At 43.1% G+C, this 19118-nt stretch carries 18 protein-coding genes; 13 read left to right on the forward strand and 5 right to left on the reverse strand.

All coding sequences use genetic code 11. The features are described from left to right. The first annotated feature begins 3 nt into the window (after nucleotides 1-3). From P7F88_RS02680 to P7F88_RS02715, 8 genes are all read left to right on the forward strand, one after another. Nucleotides 4-1065 carry an alcohol dehydrogenase catalytic domain-containing protein gene (locus P7F88_RS02680; protein WP_277821808.1) on the forward strand — a complete coding sequence of 354 codons (1062 nt, stop codon included), beginning with the start codon at nucleotides 4-6 and terminating at the stop codon, nucleotides 1063-1065. Further along, nucleotides 1062-1919: a tagatose-bisphosphate aldolase subunit GatY gene (gatY, locus tag P7F88_RS02685; protein ID WP_277821809.1), complete on the forward strand. Its 858-nt coding sequence runs from the start codon at nucleotides 1062-1064 to the stop codon at nucleotides 1917-1919. Before P7F88_RS02680 ends, gatY begins: the two co-directional genes overlap by 4 nt. Nucleotides 1920-1945: 26 nt before the next feature. Then, entirely contained in the window at nucleotides 1946-2368 is a 423-nt protein-coding gene (gene fucU, locus P7F88_RS02690) for an L-fucose mutarotase (protein WP_277821810.1), read from the forward strand. Nucleotides 2369-2397: 29 nt separating this feature from the next. Continuing rightward, nucleotides 2398-3921: a sugar ABC transporter ATP-binding protein gene (locus tag P7F88_RS02695; RefSeq protein WP_277821811.1), complete on the forward strand. Its 1524-nt coding sequence runs from the start codon at nucleotides 2398-2400 to the stop codon at nucleotides 3919-3921. After that, on the forward strand, nucleotides 3922-5916 hold the full coding sequence (locus tag P7F88_RS02700; protein ID WP_277821812.1) for a substrate-binding domain-containing protein: 1995 nt from the start codon (nucleotides 3922-3924) through the stop codon (nucleotides 5914-5916). Between the two features lie 73 nt (nucleotides 5917-5989). After that, nucleotides 5990-7012 carry an aldo/keto reductase gene (locus P7F88_RS02705; RefSeq protein ID WP_277821813.1) on the forward strand — a complete coding sequence of 341 codons (1023 nt, stop codon included), beginning with the start codon at nucleotides 5990-5992 and terminating at the stop codon, nucleotides 7010-7012. A 77-nt stretch (nucleotides 7013-7089) separates the two neighbouring features. Then, complete coding sequence (locus P7F88_RS02710) at nucleotides 7090-7881, forward strand: DeoR/GlpR family DNA-binding transcription regulator (protein ID WP_277821814.1); 792 nt, start codon at nucleotides 7090-7092, stop codon at nucleotides 7879-7881. Between the two features lie 106 nt (nucleotides 7882-7987). After that, nucleotides 7988-8767, forward strand: a complete 780-nt coding sequence (locus P7F88_RS02715; RefSeq protein WP_277821815.1) for a DeoR/GlpR family DNA-binding transcription regulator — start codon at nucleotides 7988-7990, stop codon at nucleotides 8765-8767. Nucleotides 8768-9083: 316 nt separating this feature from the next. Here P7F88_RS02715 and P7F88_RS02720 read toward each other — a convergent pair whose 3' ends face one another. Next, nucleotides 9084-9737, reverse strand: coding sequence for a peroxiredoxin-like family protein (locus P7F88_RS02720; protein ID WP_277821816.1), 654 nt, complete (start codon nucleotides 9735-9737; stop codon nucleotides 9084-9086). A 192-nt stretch (nucleotides 9738-9929) separates the two neighbouring features. On the opposite strand from P7F88_RS02720, the gene P7F88_RS02725 reads away from it, so the two are divergent. After that, nucleotides 9930-10823: a LysR family transcriptional regulator gene (locus tag P7F88_RS02725; RefSeq protein ID WP_277821817.1), complete on the forward strand. Its 894-nt coding sequence runs from the start codon at nucleotides 9930-9932 to the stop codon at nucleotides 10821-10823. A gap of 113 nt (nucleotides 10824-10936) precedes the next feature. Here P7F88_RS02725 and P7F88_RS02730 read toward each other — a convergent pair whose 3' ends face one another. After that, complete coding sequence (locus P7F88_RS02730) at nucleotides 10937-11839, reverse strand: LysR family transcriptional regulator (protein WP_277821818.1); 903 nt, start codon at nucleotides 11837-11839, stop codon at nucleotides 10937-10939. A gap of 110 nt (nucleotides 11840-11949) precedes the next feature. On the opposite strand from P7F88_RS02730, the gene P7F88_RS02735 reads away from it, so the two are divergent. The 4 genes from P7F88_RS02735 to P7F88_RS02750 all read left to right on the forward strand — a co-directional run bounded on the left by P7F88_RS02735 (nucleotide 11950) and on the right by P7F88_RS02750 (nucleotide 15076). Then, nucleotides 11950-12576 carry a DsbA family protein gene (locus tag P7F88_RS02735; RefSeq protein ID WP_277821819.1) on the forward strand — a complete coding sequence of 209 codons (627 nt, stop codon included), beginning with the start codon at nucleotides 11950-11952 and terminating at the stop codon, nucleotides 12574-12576. Nucleotides 12577-12628: 52 nt separating this feature from the next. Beyond that, nucleotides 12629-13258 carry an NAD(P)-dependent oxidoreductase gene (locus P7F88_RS02740; RefSeq protein ID WP_277821820.1) on the forward strand — a complete coding sequence of 210 codons (630 nt, stop codon included), beginning with the start codon at nucleotides 12629-12631 and terminating at the stop codon, nucleotides 13256-13258. A 181-nt stretch (nucleotides 13259-13439) separates the two neighbouring features. Continuing rightward, nucleotides 13440-13673 (forward strand): nitrate/nitrite transporter NrtS, encoded by a 234-nt coding sequence (gene nrtS / locus P7F88_RS02745; protein WP_277821821.1) that lies wholly within the window; start codon nucleotides 13440-13442, stop codon nucleotides 13671-13673. A 62-nt stretch (nucleotides 13674-13735) separates the two neighbouring features. Continuing rightward, nucleotides 13736-15076, forward strand: a complete 1341-nt coding sequence (locus P7F88_RS02750; RefSeq protein WP_277821822.1) for a patatin-like phospholipase family protein — start codon at nucleotides 13736-13738, stop codon at nucleotides 15074-15076. A gap of 77 nt (nucleotides 15077-15153) precedes the next feature. Here the strand turns inward: P7F88_RS02750 and P7F88_RS02755 are convergent, their stop codons facing one another. From P7F88_RS02755 to P7F88_RS02765, 3 genes are all read right to left on the reverse strand, one after another. Further along, nucleotides 15154-17220, reverse strand: a complete 2067-nt coding sequence (locus P7F88_RS02755; protein ID WP_277821823.1) for a VIT and vWA domain-containing protein — start codon at nucleotides 17218-17220, stop codon at nucleotides 15154-15156. After that, on the reverse strand, nucleotides 17213-17605 hold the full coding sequence (locus P7F88_RS02760) for a helix-turn-helix domain-containing protein (protein WP_277821824.1): 393 nt from the start codon (nucleotides 17603-17605) through the stop codon (nucleotides 17213-17215). Before P7F88_RS02760 ends, P7F88_RS02755 begins: the two co-directional genes overlap by 8 nt. A gap of 91 nt (nucleotides 17606-17696) precedes the next feature. Beyond that, entirely contained in the window at nucleotides 17697-19082 is a 1386-nt protein-coding gene (locus P7F88_RS02765) for a DEAD/DEAH box helicase (protein WP_277821825.1), read from the reverse strand. Nucleotides 19083-19118: the final 36 nt, after the last annotated feature.

Consider the following 19118-nt stretch of genomic DNA (forward strand, 5'->3'; position numbering starts at 1 on the left):
AAAATGCAACAAAACATGGTGCAGGTGATTGTAGAAAGTAACGATCAACTTGCAATCGAAGAAACTGAAGTGCCAGAAGTTTCGTCCACAGACGTATTGGTCAAAGTTTTCTATTCAGGTCTATGCGGCTCTGATTTGCCAAGAATTTTTAACGATGGAGCGCATTACTACCCAATTACTTTAGGGCATGAGTTCTCTGGCGAAGTGGTTGATTTGGGAGGCGATGTTACGTCTATCAAGAAAGGAGATGTTATTTCCTGTGCTCCACTGGTTCCTTGCTTCAATTGCGTACGTTGTGAAAAAGGACAGTTTTCTCTCTGTAAGAATTACAGCTTTGTCGGTTCTCGTAAGCCGGGAGGAAATGCTGAGTATGTAGCAGTACCGGAAAAAAGTTGCTTTGTGTTACCTGAAGGAATCTCTGCCAAACAGGGTGCTTTTTTTGAACCCGTTACAGTTGGCATTCATCCGATACTGATGGCTGGAGGTTGTCAGGACAAAAACGTTGTTGTTATCGGTGTAGGTACTATTGGATTACTGGCACTTCAGTCGGCGAAAGCTTTGGGTGCTAAGACAGTAACGGCAGTAGATATAAACGACGCGAAACTGGATAAAGCAAAGCAGCTAGGAGCTGATATTTGCATCAACTCTTTAAATGCAGATGAAATTGATTCGTTTCTTGCGAATGTAACCGTTTTGGAAGAACAACTGATACTGGAAACAGCCGGTACACCTATAACGGTAAAACTGGCAACCCAACTGGCGGGACCTAGAGCACAAGTTGGTCTTGTAGGTACGCTGCATAAAGACCTCCATATGACCTACAAAGAGTTTGAAATCATTCTGAGAAAAGAACTGACACTGTTTGGTAGTTGGATGAATTACTCAGCACCTTATCCAGGGAAAGAGTGGGAACTAACTGCTGAGTTATTCCAGAAGAATTTAATTGATATTGACATGCTAACCGAAGGGAGCTTTGCACCGGCAGAGTACATCGAAAAAGTTAGCAAACTTCAGGGCGCCCCTTCAGAAGGGAAAATACTACTTGCTTGGGGAGAAGAGAAATGAACAACCTGATTAACAGTAACTACCTACTAAAAGATGCTCAAAAGAACGGTTATGCGATACCTGCATTTAATGTTCACAACCTGGAAACCGTACACGTTGTGCTGGACACAGCTAAAAGACTCGGATCGCCAGTTATCGTTGCTGGAACCCCTGGTACATATAAGTACGGTGGTATTCCTGAGATGATCAGTATTGTAGATACGGCGGCGCGTGACAGGGATATGCAAGTGGTGCTTCACCTGGATCATCATCATGACCTTGGCGACATTGAATATAAAGTTCGTAGTGGTATTCGCTCGGCCATGATTGACGGTAGTGGTTTACCGCTGGAGGAAAACATTGCGCTTACAAAACAGGCTGTCGAACTATGCCACCGCTTTGGTTGCAGTGTTGAAGCTGAAATCGGGCAGTTGGTTGGACAGGAAGACGACCTGATTGTTGAAGTCGCAAACGATCCATACACCGTACCAGAAGATGCATTAAAACTGGTTCAGGATACCAATATTGACTCTTTGGCTATCGCTATAGGCACGGCACACGGAATGTACAAAGAAACGCCGAAACTGGACTTCGAGCGTCTTAAGAAAATACGTGATCTGATTGATATTCCTTTAGTTCTACACGGAGCTTCTGGGGTACCACATGAAGATGTTTCACGCTGTATTGATATGGGTATATGTAAAGTGAACGTGGCGACTGAACTGAAAATTGCATATGCGGACACCCTGAAACAGGTATTCAGTGATAACCCTAAAGTAAATGACCCACGAGAATACAACGTGGCAGCGAAAGCGGCTATGGCAGAAGTGATAGAGCAAAAGATATTAGTCTGCAAAAGCCAGGGACGAATTTAATAATAGAAAATAATGGGCAAAGAGCAATGTTGAAAAATATCAGTCCACTTATATCTCCCGATTTATTAAGGGAGCTACATAAAATGGGACACGGTGATGAAATAGTATTCAGTGATGCGCACTTTCCAGCATATAGCTGTAACGAGAATATATTTAGAGCCGATGGAATTGAAGTTTCTCAAATGTTAAATGCAGTTATTCCTTTATTTGAACTGGATCAATATGTCGATGACAAAGTCGTGATGATGGCACCAGTTGAAGGTGATGAATTACCAGAAGGCTTAGTGGAAGAGTACTCTAGTGAGCTACCAGATGAAGTGAATATTACGTATATAGATAGATTTGATTTTTATAAGAGAGCCAAATCTGCAACTTGTGTTGTTGTAACAGGAACAACAAGAAAATACGGAAATATCATTCTTAAAAAAGGTGTTACACCTTTAGATTGAAGCAAGAACGGGTAGCTCGGAGGCTACGTATGACGAACACATTATTGACAATGCGCAATATCTCCAAAGCCTTTACGGGGGTTCAGGCTTTGAGCAACGTTAATTTCTCGCTACGAAAAGGAGAAGTACACGCGTTGATGGGAGAAAACGGTGCAGGAAAATCTACGCTGATGAAGGTGTTGATAGGCGTACATGAAGCAGATGAAGGAACCATCTTCTATAAAGGTGAAGAGCGAACATTTTCATCCGTACTAGAAGCGCAACAAAACGGAATCAGTATGATATTCCAGGAGTTGAATTTAATTCCTCATTTATCCGTTGCTGAAAACATATTTTTTGCCAGAGAGCCCCTGGTGAATGGCATTATCGACAAAAAGAAGATGGTTAAAGAGGCAGGTGAACTACTTAAAATATTTGATATAGACGTTGATCCAAATGATATCGTAAATACATTGTCTGTTGCCAAACAACAAATGGTAGAAATTGCCAAAGCGCTATCATTTGATGTTGAAGTATTAATAATGGATGAACCTACTTCTGCGCTAACAGAAAAAGAGATAGAAAAGTTATTTGAACTAGTAAATAAGCTTAAATCTCAAGGTGTATGCATTGTTTATATTTCACATAGGATGAATGAGTTAAAGAGAATATGTGACCATATCACTATTTTCCGCGATGGAACTTACGTCTCTGACCATAAATTCGCAGATGTCACTATGGACGAAATTATCGCGCGTATGGTTGGACGCTCACTGGACAACCACTTCCCTCCCAAAACTGCAGAGGTTCAGGATGAGATCATCATGTCCGTGATGAATGCTGAGCGAACTGGAGTGTTTAAACCACTTAATTTCGATGTCCTTAAGGGTGAAATATTAGGCATCACAGGTCTGGTTGGTGCAAAGAGGACAGAGCTAGCTCGTTCAATCTTTGGTGCGGATCCGCTTGATGGTGGAGACATCTATATCCACGGCGAACAGATTTCGATCAAATCACCCGCCGACTCTATCAAGGCCGGTATTGCGTATCTTTCGGAAGACCGGAAGCTAAATGGCGTCGCAGTAAAAATGTCCATTAAAGAAAATATCACTATGGCTTCGATGGACAAAGTCTCTAACCAGTTTGGCGTTATTTCCTCAGAGAGAGAGCGAACAGCATCAAAGACCTTTATCGATAAGATGGAGATCAAAACTCCAACTATCGAGCAGTTGGTTAGTAATTTGAGCGGAGGTAACCAACAGAAAGTCGTTATTGGGAAATGGTTATTCCGCGACGCGCGCGTGATGATTTTCGATGAGCCAACAAGGGGTATCGATGTTGGAGCGAAATATGCCATATACCAACTACTAGACGAGCTGGCTAAACAAGGAGTTGGCGTAATCATGATTTCTTCGGAATTGCCCGAGGTTCTGGGTATGTCTGACCGGGTACTGGTAATGAAAGAAGGTGAGATGACAGGATTACTCGACACCAGAAAAACCGATCAGGAAGAAATAATGCACTACGCGACGGGTGTAAAACATATGTTCAAGCATGAATACGAGGTGGCTTAAATGACTGATAAGCAAAAAATGATGCTGCAAAAACTGGCTGCATTGGGAGGGCTGATCTGTCTGTTTATCGCCTTCACGATTACTAATGAGTTTTTCTTTACGCTAAACAACTTAATGACAATTGGTCTGCAGACCTCAACCATCGCCTTTATTGGTATCGGTGTAACCTGCGTAATTCTAACGGGCGGTATCGACTTGAGTATCGGTTCTGTTGTCGCGCTCGCTGGTGTAGCTGCAGGCATGGCCGTTAAAGCTGGAGTTCCAGTTCCTATTGGTATGTTACTAGGCCTTGCAACGGGTGCGGCTTGCGGCGCGGTAAACGGGTTCTTTGTTACTAAGTTACGTCTTCCTCCTTTTATCGCAACTCTTGGAATGATGATGATTGCGCGCGGTATCGCCCTTTACGTAACAAATGCTGCACCAGTATCCGGTATGCCTGAGTCATTCTCTAACCTAGGTAATGGAGCTCTATTTAGAGTGGTTGAAGTGGGTGCGAATGGTCTACCGCTAGTGAAGTTTCCTGGTATTCCTTACCCGGTCATTCTGATGGTTGTTATTGCTGCGATGTTTACATTTGCTCTGACTAAGCTACGCGTAGGTCGCTACCTATATGCTATCGGTTCAAATGAAGAAGCAGCACGTTTGTCAGGAATTAAAACTGACAGAGTCAAGGTATACGCATACACCGCTAGTGGTTTGATGGCAGGTCTGACAGGTGTCGTACTTGCATCAAGGCTGGTTACCGCTCAGCCAAACGGTGGTGTTATGTATGAACTTGATGCTATCGCCAGTGCGGTTGTTGGCGGTACGTCATTAATGGGTGGTGTCGGTACTATCCCTGGAACATTGATTGGTGCGTTCATTATGGGTGTGCTGAGAAATGGTCTGAACATGAATGGCGTTTCCTTCTTTGTACAACAAATCATTATAGGAAGCGTGATTATCATGACCGTAGCTTTTGATCAGCTACGTCAAAACCAAGTAAATAAACCAAAAGCTGTACCTACAAAGAATAAAGCGCCTAACAAGGAGGGCGAAACAATGAAAAAACTCGCAATGGTTGCAATGATAGGTCTTACCACAGTATTTGCGGTACCGGGTGTAATGGCGAAAACAAATGAAATCGCTGTTATCGTAAAAACTGCGAACTCTAACTTCTGGCAAAACGTTCGTGGCGGTGCAGAGGATGCAGACAAAGCGCTTCCTCAGTACAGTGTTACGTTCCAGGGACCTGAAGCTGAAACTAACGTAGCAGAGCAGGTAAACATGGTCGATAACGCTATAAACCGTGGTGTATCTGGTATTGTTCTTGCGCCATCGGATCCAAACGCGTTAATCCCTTCAGTTAAAAAAGCGTGGGAATCAGGCATTCCAGTCGTGCTAATCGACTCAAGTCTTGCGAGTGATGGCAAATACTATCAATCATTCCTTGCTACAGACAACCGTGCAGCAGGTGCGCTGGCGGCTCAGCGACTACTTGCAGACCTGAAAGCATCCGGCAAGAAAGTAGATAAAGTAGCAATGATGTCATTCACTCCTGGTGCGGGTTCTGCTATCGACCGTGATGGTGGTTTTATGGATGAAGTTAAGAAAGCGGGTGCAGATGTAATTGGTCCATTCTACTCTCAGGCTGACATGGTAACTGCGCTTAACCAGACTATCGACGTACTTGCTTCTAACCAGGATCTTGTTGCTATCTTCGGTTCAAATGAGCCAACTGCGATTGGTATGGGTCGTGCACTTAAGCAGCAAGGCTACTCAGGTAAAGTAGTTGCGGTAGGTTTCGATGGTAACGCTGACCTTCAGGAGTTCGTTAAGGACGGTACTCTTAACGGCATCGTAGTTCAGTCTTCTTATGCCATGGGTAACAAAGGCGTGATGGCAATCGACAAGATTCTTAAAGGTGAAAAAGTTGAGAAGTTTATCGATACAGGTGTTGTTTTCGTAACTAAAGACAACATCGGTACTAAAGAAGCGAAAGCAGTACTTTACTAATAGATATTAACTAGAAAGCAAGAGATGCCCCTTTTGGTGATGAAAGGGGCATAGCTTGAAAAAGGATTTAAACATGTCTCAATTCAAAATCTCAGAGAACGCAGTTGAACAGAGCTCAATCCCATATAAGGTTCTGGCAAATGGTCAGAAGATGCCTGCGATAGGTATGGGTACGTTTGGTTCAGACCGTTTTTCAGCAGGAGAAGTATCACAAGCGGTATTAGGCGCAGCGTCAATTGGTTTCCGTTTCTTTGATTGCGCATCCGTATACGGTAACGAAAAACTTATCGGTGAAATGTTTAAGCAGATGATGGACGGAGGCATTCCAAGGGAAGAGCTGTTTATCGATTCAAAAGTATGGAATGACCAACACGATGATGTTATCGAGGCGTGCAAACAGACTCTAGCGGATCTGCAATTAGATTATCTTGATTTGTATTTGGTTCACTGGCCGTTCCCTAATTATCATGCGCCAGGCTGTGATGTTGATTCGCGTAGCGCTGATGCTAAACCATATATTCATGAAAACTTTATGAATACATGGCGTCAGATGGAGCAACTGGTCGATATGGGACTGGTGAAAAGCATCGGCACATCAAATATGACCCAGGCAAAAATGGAGCTGCTTCTTCAGGATGCTCGTATTAAGCCAGTTGTAAATGAGTTCGAATGTCATCCTCATTTTCAGCAGACAGAGTTTTATAACTATCTAATATCAAAAGAAGTGTTGCCAATTGGCTTTTGCCCGATAGGTTCTCCGACTCGTCCAGATCGTGATACGACAGAAGACGACACTGTTGATATCGAAGATCCAGTAATTGTTGCGGCGGCAAAACGCCTGGGTGTTCATCCAGCGGTTGTCTGCATTAAATGGGCTGCACAACGTGGTCATGTTCCTATTCCGTTCTCTGTTCGTGAAAATGAGTACTACACCAATCTGAAATGCATTACCGAAAATCCTCTAACGGACGAGGAAATGGAAGCTATCTCCAAGATCGATAAAAACTGTCGACTGATTAAAGGACAGGTATTCCTGTGGGAAGGTGCAAAAGGGTGGGAAGACCTTTGGGATCTTGACGGGCAAATCGCCTCTTAACCCCTGGGGAAACCTGTTATTAGGCACATGGGGGATAGCAGGTTTCCTGTTTTTTAGCGTGCCGGAGGGCGAATCAAATGAATGTGCTGGAACGACATGAAAGCATTCTTGAGTTGCTCGAAGAACGAGGACGTATAGAAGTAAAAGATTTAGTTGAGATTTTTGATACGTCTGAAGTGACGATTCGAGGTGATTTAAGAAAACTGGAACAAACTAACAAGCTACGCCGATATCATGGCGGAGCTCAGGCACTGCAAACTTTACCGTTGGTTACCAACAGCAATAATTATATTTCCCTTAACGAAGTGACTCTGGAAAGTCGGTACGAAATTAACACTAGTGCAAAAGAGCGTATCGCCAAAAAAGCGGCGGAGTTTGCAAGAACTGGCGACTCAATCATTATAGACAGCGGCAGTACAACTCATCTTGTAGCCGAGGAACTTGCACAAAACGGTGGGATTATTGCCATTACTAATAACCTTGCCGCGGCAGATGCTTTAAAAGAGGCTCCGGATACGACCTTAGTGATTTGTGGAGGAACTTACCGAAGTAAAACGAAGTCTCTCCATGGCTCAAAAACCGAACAGTGTTTAGATGGTGTCTCGGCTGATATGCTGTTTTTGGGAGCAGATGGTATTGATCCAGATAAAGGAATTACAACGTTTAACGAAGGCTACACGATTAGTGCGGTGATGGCCGCATGCGCCAACAAAATAGTCGCCGTTGTCGATTCGTCTAAGATGGGGCGGGTTGGTTTTAACCGTGTGCTGGATATTGAACTCATAGACGTATTGGTTACTGATACCAATATATCGAAAGAGTACATTAAAAAGTTTCAGGCAAAAGGAATCGAAGTCGTTCTAGTTTAGGGTTGGTTCATATTTTGAAGAGTTACGACTCTTTACGTAAGGCTTTTCAAAATGCATAATCGCTTTGTGAATAAAAACAAAACGAAAATGCAAGGCTACGTATAGAATGAACGTTCTAGAGAGACACGAATACATATTGCAGCAACTCAGTCTACACGGCAGAGTTGAAGTGAAAGCACTGGTTGATTACTTTAATACTTCAGAAGTGACTGTTCGCGCAGACCTTCGTAAGCTTGAGAAAGAAAACAAACTTAAACGATTTCACGGTGGGGCACAGTCATTAGACTCATTGCCTCATACCATTAAAGAGCCTGAAAGCGAAATTAAGCTCGAAAGTCGATACAAGATTAATGCGAGTGCTAAAGAACGCATTGCCGTCGCTGCTGCTGATATGGTATCACCGGGCAGCTCAGTAATACTTGACAGCGGTAGTACAACACATCTCGTAGCGAATCACATCGCTGAACATGGTGGTGTGATTGCCATTACCAATAATCTACCTGCTGCGCAGGCTCTTGCTGATGCACCTAATACCACCCTCGTTATTTGTGGTGGTACCTATCGTGCCAAGACTAAATCTCTTCACGGTACTAAGGCTGAACAGTGTCTCGATGGTGTTTCTGCTGACATGCTATTTATCGGTGCAGATGGCATCGAGCCCGACAAAGGCATTACTACGTTTAATGAAGGGTACTCCATCAGTGCGGTAATGGCGGCTTGCGCACGAAGCATTGTTGCCGTTGTCGATTCAACGAAGGTGGGGCGTGTTGGTTTTAACAGAGTGTTAGCGACAGAAACCATCGACATTTTGGTTACGGATGATGGCATCAAAGGCGAGCAGGTTCAGGCATTTGAAGAGAAAGGTGTAAAGGTTGTTATAGCTTAACTTGAGGTTGCTCCTCAGATAACTTTAGGTATTCGAAAAGATCGATGACCACCGTTTCTAAAGGTGGTCAATCCAACTGAAACTGAACAACTCCCCCTATTTCTGAATCAAGATATCAGATCTGTTTTATGTAGAGCTAACTGAGAAGCTGCAGCTTATCGCTTATTTATTAATGGATTGCTTTTTCATCTTACTTACCTTCTAAATTCATTTTTAATGGGGTGAGCGAGCGCGGCTACTGCCACCCCTATCATGAGAATAAATATCTAAGCTATTTAATATTGCGACTTAATTTTTTAGCGCTGCGTAACAGAGCTTATTTTTTTGTAAGTGAATCGAGTACAGGGAACAGGTCGCTCGGCTCTGGTCGTTGCGTGTAATCTGGATTTACTTCCGCATAGGCAATTGTTCCGTCTGTGTCTATCACATAACGCGCAGGCATCGGTAGATTCCATTGACCATCACCATGGATATCAGGAAGAACAACATTGAACATTTTCTTAAACTCGATGACATAATCCTGAACCTGCCAACGAATACCGAACTTGTTCGCTAGTTCTCCAGCATTGTCAGTCAGAATTGGGAAGCTAAGGTTATTGTCACGTTGAGACTTACGGCTGTCCGCAGCACCCTGCATAGAAATAGCAACAAGGGTTGCCCCTTTGGCTGCAATATCCTTTGCAGCCGCTTCCAGAGCTTGCAACTCGATGTTGCAGTATGGGCACCACACGCCGCGATAGAAGCTAATTACAACAGGACCGTTAGCCAATAGTGTTTTAAGGGCGACGTCATTACCTTCAGAGTCACTTAATACAAAATCAGGGGCTTCGTTTCCGACCTTTAGGGCATTATCTGCTTGGCCACTTTCAATCAGCTCTTGTGTTGAGCGATTGAATGCTTCATAAGCGGGTGCAGGAGCTTGCTTCTTGAATTGTTCTTTAAAAGTATCTAGTTGTTTTTGTAGAGACATGTTTCTTCCTCAAGTTGATTTCATATTCGGTTAAGTTCAGAACACACATACTCTGTTTAATTCTGAGCACCGTATTGAAGCGTATTGCTTGTATAAGCTTGTGCTTCGAACCAGTGAGGTAAGATTATTGGTTTTTATTTAAGGGGTAAACATGCTATTTTGATATTCATAGTATCCTAATTGGACACAATTATGTTTAAAAACGCACTCATGAATGAAATGGTTGCATTTGTTGCTGTCGCTGAGTTTAGTAGCTTTACCTTAGCAGCAGCTTCCCTTAACTCAACGAAATCAGGAACTGGGAAAGCCGTTAGAAAGCTTGAAGCGGAGCTAGGGTTAAAGCTGTTTAATCGCACAACGCGCTCAGTTAGTTTGACGGAAGAAGGAAGGATTTATTTTGAGGCCGCGAAGCACGCGCTAGATACCATTAATGAAACGAGGCTCTTATTAGAAGCAAGAAAAGACGAGCCGACAGGTAAACTGCGAGTGAATCTTCCTAACGCAATTGGGCGCAATATCGTTAATACATTGAGAGAATTTACCGATAATTTCCCTAAAGTGACGGTTGAGCTATCTCTTACAGACCGATTTGAGGATGCTGTTCAAGGAGAATGGGATGTTGTAGTTCGGATTGGAGAACTGGATGATAGCTCTTTTGTTGCTAAAAGCTTAGGTCAGGCCAAAAGAATACTTTGCGCCTCTCCAAGATACATAGAAGAATTTGGTGCCCCCAAAGACTTAAATGCGTTGCGCAATCATAACTCCGTAGCCTTTCGAGCTCCAACTGGGAAAATCCGCCCGTGGCTTTTTAAAGACGCTAGCGGAAAAACCTCTGAAATATCAATATCACCAATAGCGGTATTTAATGATGGAAGGGCGTTAGTTGATGCCGTTGTATCAGGCTTAGGCATTGCGCAAGTGTATGACAAAGCGGTTAGCCAAGCGCTAAAAAGTGGAGACATGGTAGAACTTCTCCCTAGCACATCAATATCTGGCCCCCCTGTGAATGCATTAATACCAAGCGGTAGAGTGATGCCTGCAAAAACAAAAGTGTTTATTGAGTTCTTGAAGACGCATCTAAGTTAGATTAAAGCTGATCAAAAACTCATAACCTTGTTACAACTCAACACATAATACACATACTCAAAAATGAAGCCCTTTGTAAAAAGAAATAGATTAGCTAATATAAGCTAACTTATTCAAATAAGCATTAGACTGTCTTGTTTGGTTAACTCATCTAAAAATATCTGAATTGCACGCGTGCGAAGTCGGCTTGGAGGACTTACGACGTGTATTCCTCCAGTCTTAAGTTTCCAGTCTGGCAGAATTTCAATTAACTTCCCCTTAACTATATCTTGTTGAATAGTAAAATCAGGGAGAATAGCAAAATGTTGACCGGAATAGAGCGCTTCTTTTACCGCAACAGTTACATTGAACGTAACATTTGAGTTAAGAGCGACGTCATGTTCTTGGCTATCCCTTGTAAACACACGATGACTGGATTCAATCCCATTGTACGAAACAAACGGTAGCTTGGATAAATCGGAAGGGTTAGTGGGTTGCCATTTATCTACAAAAGTGGTTGAGCCTACTGCGACTTCCCTAAAGGTTCCAATTTTTCGGGCCCTGTTGCTAGAATCTTCAAGCCAACCGATACGAAATGACAGATCAAAGCGGTGAGCAACGATATCGAGTCGATCATCGCTCAGTTGTGCTTCGATTTCAATATTCGGGTAACGTTGGCTGAATTCGGAAATAAAAGGTGCAAGTTTGTTGATGCCAAAATCTACCGGAGCCGTTAACCGTATCACGCCTGAAGGCTCTTTACTTCTTTCAATGACAGATTCAAATGTAGCACGAGCCTGATTGAGTAGATCTTTACTGTGAAGATAAAATGCCTGCCCTACATCCGTTGTATGCATATGACGGGTATTACGGACCAATAGAGTCGCGCCCAGTTCTTCTTCAAGTAATTGTAACTGCTTACTCACTACAGCCTTACTGAGGTTTAGTCTCTTGGCAGCTGCTGTGATTGTTTTTTCTTCAACAATAGCAACAAAATAGGCGAGACGATTTAAGTTAAAGCGTAATTCAGAAATCATTGTCAGTTAAAAGCGAATAGTTATTCCACATTATCTGTGTATACCATACAAAATGGAGCCTGTATATTTTCCTTTGTAGATACTATTAAGTGAAGCAAGAGGAGGCAGTTGTGGCCGATAGTAAATTTATCATCATCTATGACACGTACTGTGGTTGGTGCTACGGCGCAGCTCCAGTATTTGACGCTCTAATCAGATACGGTGCGGAAGTGGAATTGTTACACCGCCATCTATTTGAGGGGGAAAATGCGCCTCGAATGACTGAAGGAAAAGGAGAATACGTTTTGAAAGCAGACGCGAAAATTAAAGAGTTAACAGGTCAAACTTTCAGTAAGGCGTATAACGAGAATATCGTGCGCTCAGATTCCGAGATATTAGATTCTACCTATTCTGCACAAGCCGCTGCTTTGGTTCGTGAGCTAGGTCCTGAGAAGGAGCTTTCCATTTGCAAACGCTTGGAAGAAAAAGGCTTTGTTGAAGGAATTTCAGCTCAAAATCGCCAGCATGTTGTTGATACCCTGATTGCAGAGGGAGTGCCGAAAGAAAAAGCAGAGCTCGTTGGTAGTGAGGTAATGGCCGACAAAGTGAAAGCTGCTTCAAGCAAGGCGATTGAATTGATGCAACGAGTTGGCTCCATCGGAGTGCCAACCATTTTAAAAGTGATAGGCGACAGCATTGAACAGGTTGACCATACAGAGTTTTACAACAATCCAGAAGCAGCCAGATTACTGATTTAGTTACTTTAATATCTAATTGTTTAATTGAATTTATTACTTAAGGAGATTTTTGATGAAAATATTGCTAATTGGAGCGAGTGGTATGATCGGTAGCCGTATTCTGGACGAAGCGACATCGCGTAAACATAACGTTATCGCAGTTGCCCGTAACACAGACAAAATAAAAAATAACGACCAGGTTGATTGTGTTAAAGCCGATGTATATGACATTCCTTCTGTCATAGAGCTTGCGACGCATGCCGATGTGATTGTATCTGCCCTAAGCCCGCGTAACACAGATGATGCGGTCAAAGAAGCGGAAGCTTTTACTCAGCTACTTATTGATATTCAAATAAAGGCGGGAAAACGCTTGTTGACGGTGGGTGGTGGAAGCTCACTACAAATGCCAGATGGAACCAGCGCGTTAGAGTTGACTCCAGCGAGCATTCTGCCAGAAGCAACAGGTATGCGTCGCGCCTATGCTCAAATGCTCTCTGCAGATATCGACTTTACGGTGTTGGCACCAGGAGGAATGATAGCACCAGGAGAGCGTACCGGAAGTTTTCGGCTAGCCGGAAGAACAATGCTGGCCAATAAAGATGGCAGTAAAAGTAACATCAGTGCTGAAGACTTTGCTGTTGCTATGCTTGATGAGATTGAACAGCCCAAACACTTCCGAACTATTTTCAACGTAGCTTACTAAAACTTTGTCTTTCAGCTTTTTCACCTTCAACTGGAGTTAAATCTTATGATTCCGCCTTACGATCACACAATTTCCGACAATAACTAATGGATATGAGTTATTAGAAATTGGATTTGTATCTCTACTAGGACGTTGATAAGTTTATCTGAACGATTGTTCAATTTCTATTTGTAGGCTTAAAATGTATATCAATAAGTTTCTAAAATCGGCAGTAGAACACGCGATATTTAAGCGAGTTTTGACAGTTTCATTGGTTGTGGCGGGGCTATTAGTGGCGTTTAACCATGGCGAAAAGTTCTTATCCAATAACTTAGAAAGTGTAATGGGTGCAAATTTTCTCCTAACATATTGTGTACCTTTCTGTGTTTCGGAACAAGAAAGTGTTTCTACCGTCCTGAAGTCTCGCTTTAACTAGGGAAAGGTATCAAGAACACCTTGATTGGGTTTTTGATATACGAGCCCTGTAAGGATAACATCATGCGCTCACGGTCTATTTTTATTCTCCTCTTAATTGTGGTTGCAACAGTTATAGCAATTGTACCTGACCCCGATAGAACTCCAACTAACGACCTGTTGATTAGCTTACCCAATGGCAGCATCTCAAACGATCACTACTCTTATTCAAATGCGGCCGCCAAACATGACAACGGCAATTACACAATAATATTAGCAATGTCCGGTGGAGGCAGTAGAGCTTCGGCGTTCTCTTATGGTGTGCTAAAAGCTTTAAAAGAACAAATCGTAACTCATGATGGCATAGATGAATCGTTGTTAAGTGAAGTGGACGTAATTAGCGCTGTTTCTGGAGGGAGCTTTACTGCTGCATATTATGGTTTGTATGGGGATAAAATATTCACCAACTTTGAGGAGGATTTTCTTTCTCACGACGTAGGCACGGATCTGTTTTGGCGAGCATTTAGCCCAAGACAGTGGCTATCTTTTAATGGACGAACTGATGAGGTGGTAGGCTATTATCGAGAAAAGTTATTTGCAGATGCTACTTTTGCCGATTTCAATCAAGAAGAGAGTCCCTTAATCATAATTAATGCTACCGATATGGGTGGTGGAGTCCACTTTCCATTTATTCAAGAATACTTTGATTTATTGTGTACAGATCTATCAAGCTATTCGGTGGCAAGCGCTGTTGCTGCTTCTTCTGCTGTTCCCGTTTTGTTCAGCCCTATTCTCTTAAAGAACCACGAAGGCTGTGATCCCCCAAACTTGCTTGATTTAGAGTCGAGCGAGTACGCGAGCAGTATCGAGAAATCGACAGTTGAAGGGTTAAAAAGCTACAGTGAAAAATCGAAGCGACAATATGTACACTTGGTAGATGGTGGGATTACGGATAACCTGGGGTTAGTCGCTATTCGCGATTTATTGACTGCAAAGAAAGATAGCCACCTAAAATTTAATCGTTCAGATATTAAATCTCACATAATGGTTATATCTATTGATGCTTCGGTTAAGCCATTTTCAAAATTGGATAGCTCCTCTTTCGAGCCTAACCTAGCGACTACAATAGATTCAATGACGGATATACAGATTCATCGCTATAATGATGTTTCTAAAAGTTTGATTAAAGAAACGATTAAACAAGCTGGCCAAAGAAATTCTAGTCCTGGAACACCTGTATCTTCTTATTTTGTTGATATCAATTTGAAAGAAATATCGGACAAGAGCGAAAAAGATTTTTTTAATAATATACCGACTGATTTATGCTTGCCGCCTGAAACTATAGATGCACTTATTGCTCAGGGGATTAGCCAACTTGCCAATAATGAGGAATATCGTCGCTTCTTAAGCGATATCAGGCAATAAAACTCCCCTTCGGGAGCTCATCTTGAGCTCGTTTGAGTATAATGGCTGCATTTACGCAGCCATTACTAGGCCGAACACTATATTAACTTTGCCTTAAGCAGCTTAGATACCCGTGTATTAAAGAAGTAGTTAGCTTCTTCAGCCAGAGCCAATATAAACGATGCGCAGTTTGCCATTTCACTTTCTAGCTGGTAACTATTGATTTCGTCAATATCATACCCCTGGCTTACTAGGTAGCTGTAACACAATGTCTCTTTCGCCGGGCGGGCATGGTCACTTCTTCTGTCCAGACGTTGTTCAAGATCGCTTAGATTATAGTAAAGCTTCACTTTTCTGATGCGTTTGGCTCGTTTTAGCAGCCTGCTGTCTCCTTTGGCTTCTATTGCATCTAACAGCGCATCGCTTATATCTGGTAAGGGCTCAGGGTCTGCCGTTCTGCGAAGAAATGGTGGTATATCCAGATAAGAGGCCTCTTGTTCACACTTCAAGGTTGATGATGCTTGTGAGTAACTCCTCTTCTCCATTTGAGGTACGGCAGCAAGTTCAGGTAGGCCATCAGCCAGAGCAACCGTTTCATCGCTGACCATGCTATAGCTAGTGTAGCGTGAAATAATATTGGCTTGTGTAGCGAGTTTTATTGCATCGGTCTCCTGTTCATTCTCCATCTGATCGATAAGTAACTTTGCGACTAGTTGGGACACGGGTTCGTGCATAGATTCAGGAGCCAGTAACACAGAGACCGTATCCGAATCATTGGCTGACACTGAATCTGGTTGATCGTCGGTCAACATCGCAACTGGGCTACTCTGCTTTGAATAGAAGTAACCTGGGCGGTGTATCTTGTCGCGCGCTGGCATTGCCGGAGATACTTTGATTGTTCCGGGCTGACTGATCTTGCTAGATTGCATGATTACCCGATAGAGGGCATTAGCCATGTTCTCGTGGGGATTAACCAGCGTTAATGTTCCACCAGTTTTACCTGATAGCCGCTGAAGTACTGACTCAGATATTGCAAACCCAACGCCAATCGAGAATATACGAATACCAAGAATCTTTGCTTTGGACGTCAACGCTTTAATTCGCTCGTCTTCCCATACCTGACCATCGGTCAGAAGAACAATATCACCGTCCATTTTTGAGTGTTGTAGTTGGTCGATAGCCAATTTAAGTGCGTCTTCGATGTTAGTTCCGCCTAAGTCTGCGTCGAGAGAATTAACGGCTTCAAGTATATCTTCAGTTAAGGGAAGAGGTTGGTTATGGACACTGTTAGGTTCTGAACCATACTCAATAAGGTTTACTGGCCTGCTTGTCGGAAATTCTGTAAATATTTCCTGCAAACCCGATGACACATGCTCAATGGATACGCCTGACATCGACCCTGAACAATCCACCAGAAGCTGAATCGCGCGGTTTGAGTACGAGTCAAAGTGGCTTTCTTTTTTGGGAATGATACTACCTAGAGTCGCGAATTGGTCACCAAATGCCGCTGTGATAAAGTTTGAGGTTACCTCTTCGCATTTCAGATAGAATTTGATGTCTTGATTTAGGTAGCCAGAAAAACGGATGTTGCTGTTTTCATCCACCTTAATGGCATGAGATGAATTGCAAATCTTGGTTTGCTTAGGTGTCTCGACTTGGGCGGTAAAAGGGTAATTAACGAGAGCATTGGCAACAGGTTCTGGGGAGCTAAAGAAATCTTTCTCACCATAGTGAGGAGCAATAACAGTAGGCAGGTAATAACGTATTTGATCACTTTCGACATGGCAGAGCTGGTGGATAGTGAGAGTTATTTCAGCTTTCTCTTCAGGAGCAAGGTTTCCCAGATTGAGTTCGTACAGTCCGTCGCCAATGTCTTTGACTAAAACCGTGCGTTTGCCTTCTGCTATGCCTTCTTCATAACGTTCTTCGGCTTCGGATTTTTCTAATACCTGCCCTTTATAGAGTTTGTCGTTGATAAGAACTTCAACATTTCCGACAACAGCTTCACGGGGAATAGGGAACTGATAACACGCTTCTATAACAGTATCACTGTCATTAAAAAATCGCTGCACCAGCTCTGTGGTTACCATTGGCAGTGTGAATTTAATATTAATATTGACACCAGTCAGGGGCGAGCTGGTAAATCCCTTTAAATGATTAGTCATCTTTGCTCTCCAGAGTTTTAAGTATGGATTCAGCGATTAATTGGATGGTGGTGTGTTCGAGGCGAGCTATGCTTTGATCTATCTGCAGCTCAATGCCCTGAGCAATATGAATGGACGTAAGCATGTTGATTTCCCCTGGCTTTCTTTTAGGTTCAGGGATATCGGAGGGTGGTTCTTTTAAAGCGAGTGCGATTTTATCTAAAGACAAACCTGCCTGGCTCCACTTCTTGACCTGCAGGCATTGTTCGACGTGCTGTTCGCTGTACTTCGCGGCTTTTCTTTCACCTATCGGGCGATCGACCAGTTGCTTCTGGATATAAAACCGTATTGTTCTGACAGGCAGTTCTACCAGCTCGCTTAACTGGTTTATTGAATAGAAGTTCATATGCTCACCATTTAATTGACAGTTAAAGTGTAATATAAGGTGTTTTTAACTGTCAAATAAAGGTGAGCAAAATAGTGGTGAGTCGCTCAGGTTACGCTTGATTTCCAGATGGACGGCGAGACTTATTTTTTGGACGTGGGTTTCTACGTTTTTCGGTGCTTCCAGTGTTAGAAGTTGACGACCCTCCTTTACTAAAATGGCGCTTGTTTTTGCCTGCAGGCTTATGGCCTTTTGCATTCTCTCCTGAACGTTGTCCGTTTGTGTGGTCTGCTTTAGGCTTTTTCGGTTTTTTAGGCTTTTTAGGTTTCATTGGACGGGTATCCAGTTTTGATTCCGGTAGGGTGTTGGTTACCGGGTAACCTTTTAGCTCTAACCTAGGTAGAACTTTTTGAATCAACCGTTCAATACCGAACAGCTCGGCTGCTTCATCTTTGCATACCAGAGAGTAGGCCATACCAACTTCACCAGCTCGACCGGTTCTTCCTATTCTATGAACATAGTCTTCAGCGACATGAGGCAGCTCAAAGTTCACCACCTGTGGAAGCTGTGGAATATCGATACCTCGAGCTGCAATGTCCGTTGCTACCAGAACCCGGATATCTCCTGATTTAAAATCTGCCAGTGCTTTGGTTCGTGCGCCCTGACTTTTGTTGCCATGAATAGGGGCTGCAGTGATGCCTTGATCATTCAGGTAATAAGAAAGGCGGTTAGCACCATGTTTAGTTCGACAAAATACCAGTGTCTGCTGCCAGTCACCTTGTTGTATCAGCTCTTTGAGCATGGGAGCTTTTTTGCGCTTATCTGCTGGATAAATGCATTGCTCAACGGTTCTTGCAGTAGAGTTAGCCGGGTTTACCGAAACCTCTATCGGGTTATTTACCAGTCCTTTCGCTAGTTCACGAATCTCGGCGGAGAAGGTGGCCGAAAACAGCAGGTTTTGTCGCTTAGCAGGTAATAACTCCAGGATCTTCTTAATATCCCGGATGAACCCCATATCCAGCATTCTGTCCGCTTCATCGAGTACCAACACCTCAAGCTGAGAAAACTTAATTGCATTTTGTTGGTACAGATCCAATAAGCGGCCCGGTGTCGCAACCAGTACATCACTGCCTTTGCGAAGGTTCATCATTTGCGGATTTATCTTTACGCCACCAAAGACAACGTTTGAACGTAGTGGTAGGTACTTGCTGTATTTCACTACACTGTCGTTAACCTGTGCTGCCAGTTCTCGGGTCGGTGTGAGTACAAGTGCTCGAATATGGTTACCTTTAACTCTTGGTCCACTACTCAGTTTTTCCAGTATTGGCAGCGTAAAACCTGCAGTTTTTCCTGTGCCAGTTTGGGCTGCGGCCATAACATCTTTACCCTCCAATACAGCAGGAATCGCCTGCAGTTGAATCGGGGATGGTGTGTCATAACCTTGTTCTTTGATGGCTTTTAAGATTTCTAAAGAAAGGCCCAGTTGGGAAAAACTCATAGTTTGGATACTCAGTTAGAAGGTAGCCGCGCATTC

The sequence above is a fragment of the Vibrio hannami genome, assembly GCF_029589055.1.
GTDB lineage: Bacteria > Pseudomonadota > Gammaproteobacteria > Enterobacterales > Vibrionaceae > Vibrio > Vibrio hannami.

What these genes read in the sequence shown, in the direction of transcription:
- P7F88_RS02680 (WP_277821808.1), top strand. Translation starts at nt 4, where the DNA reads ATGCAACAAAACATGGTGCAGGTGATTGTAGAAAGTAACGATCAACTT.
- gatY (WP_277821809.1), top strand. Translation starts at nt 1,062, where the DNA reads ATGAACAACCTGATTAACAGTAACTACCTACTAAAAGATGCTCAAAAG.
- fucU (WP_277821810.1), top strand. Translation starts at nt 1,946, where the DNA reads ATGTTGAAAAATATCAGTCCACTTATATCTCCCGATTTATTAAGGGAG.
- P7F88_RS02695 (WP_277821811.1), top strand. Translation starts at nt 2,398, where the DNA reads ATGACGAACACATTATTGACAATGCGCAATATCTCCAAAGCCTTTACG.
- P7F88_RS02700 (WP_277821812.1), top strand. Translation starts at nt 3,922, where the DNA reads ATGACTGATAAGCAAAAAATGATGCTGCAAAAACTGGCTGCATTGGGA.
- P7F88_RS02705 (WP_277821813.1), top strand. Translation starts at nt 5,990, where the DNA reads ATGTCTCAATTCAAAATCTCAGAGAACGCAGTTGAACAGAGCTCAATC.
- P7F88_RS02710 (WP_277821814.1), top strand. Translation starts at nt 7,090, where the DNA reads ATGAATGTGCTGGAACGACATGAAAGCATTCTTGAGTTGCTCGAAGAA.
- P7F88_RS02715 (WP_277821815.1), top strand. Translation starts at nt 7,988, where the DNA reads ATGAACGTTCTAGAGAGACACGAATACATATTGCAGCAACTCAGTCTA.
- P7F88_RS02720 (WP_277821816.1), bottom strand. Translation starts at nt 9,737, where the DNA reads ATGTCTCTACAAAAACAACTAGATACTTTTAAAGAACAATTCAAGAAG.
- P7F88_RS02725 (WP_277821817.1), top strand. Translation starts at nt 9,930, where the DNA reads ATGTTTAAAAACGCACTCATGAATGAAATGGTTGCATTTGTTGCTGTC.
- P7F88_RS02730 (WP_277821818.1), bottom strand. Translation starts at nt 11,839, where the DNA reads ATGATTTCTGAATTACGCTTTAACTTAAATCGTCTCGCCTATTTTGTT.
- P7F88_RS02740 (WP_277821820.1), top strand. Translation starts at nt 12,629, where the DNA reads ATGAAAATATTGCTAATTGGAGCGAGTGGTATGATCGGTAGCCGTATT.
- nrtS (WP_277821821.1), top strand. Translation starts at nt 13,440, where the DNA reads ATGTATATCAATAAGTTTCTAAAATCGGCAGTAGAACACGCGATATTT.
- P7F88_RS02750 (WP_277821822.1), top strand. Translation starts at nt 13,736, where the DNA reads ATGCGCTCACGGTCTATTTTTATTCTCCTCTTAATTGTGGTTGCAACA.
- P7F88_RS02755 (WP_277821823.1), bottom strand. Translation starts at nt 17,220, where the DNA reads ATGACTAATCATTTAAAGGGATTTACCAGCTCGCCCCTGACTGGTGTC.
- P7F88_RS02760 (WP_277821824.1), bottom strand. Translation starts at nt 17,605, where the DNA reads ATGAACTTCTATTCAATAAACCAGTTAAGCGAGCTGGTAGAACTGCCT.
- P7F88_RS02765 (WP_277821825.1), bottom strand. Translation starts at nt 19,082, where the DNA reads ATGAGTTTTTCCCAACTGGGCCTTTCTTTAGAAATCTTAAAAGCCATC.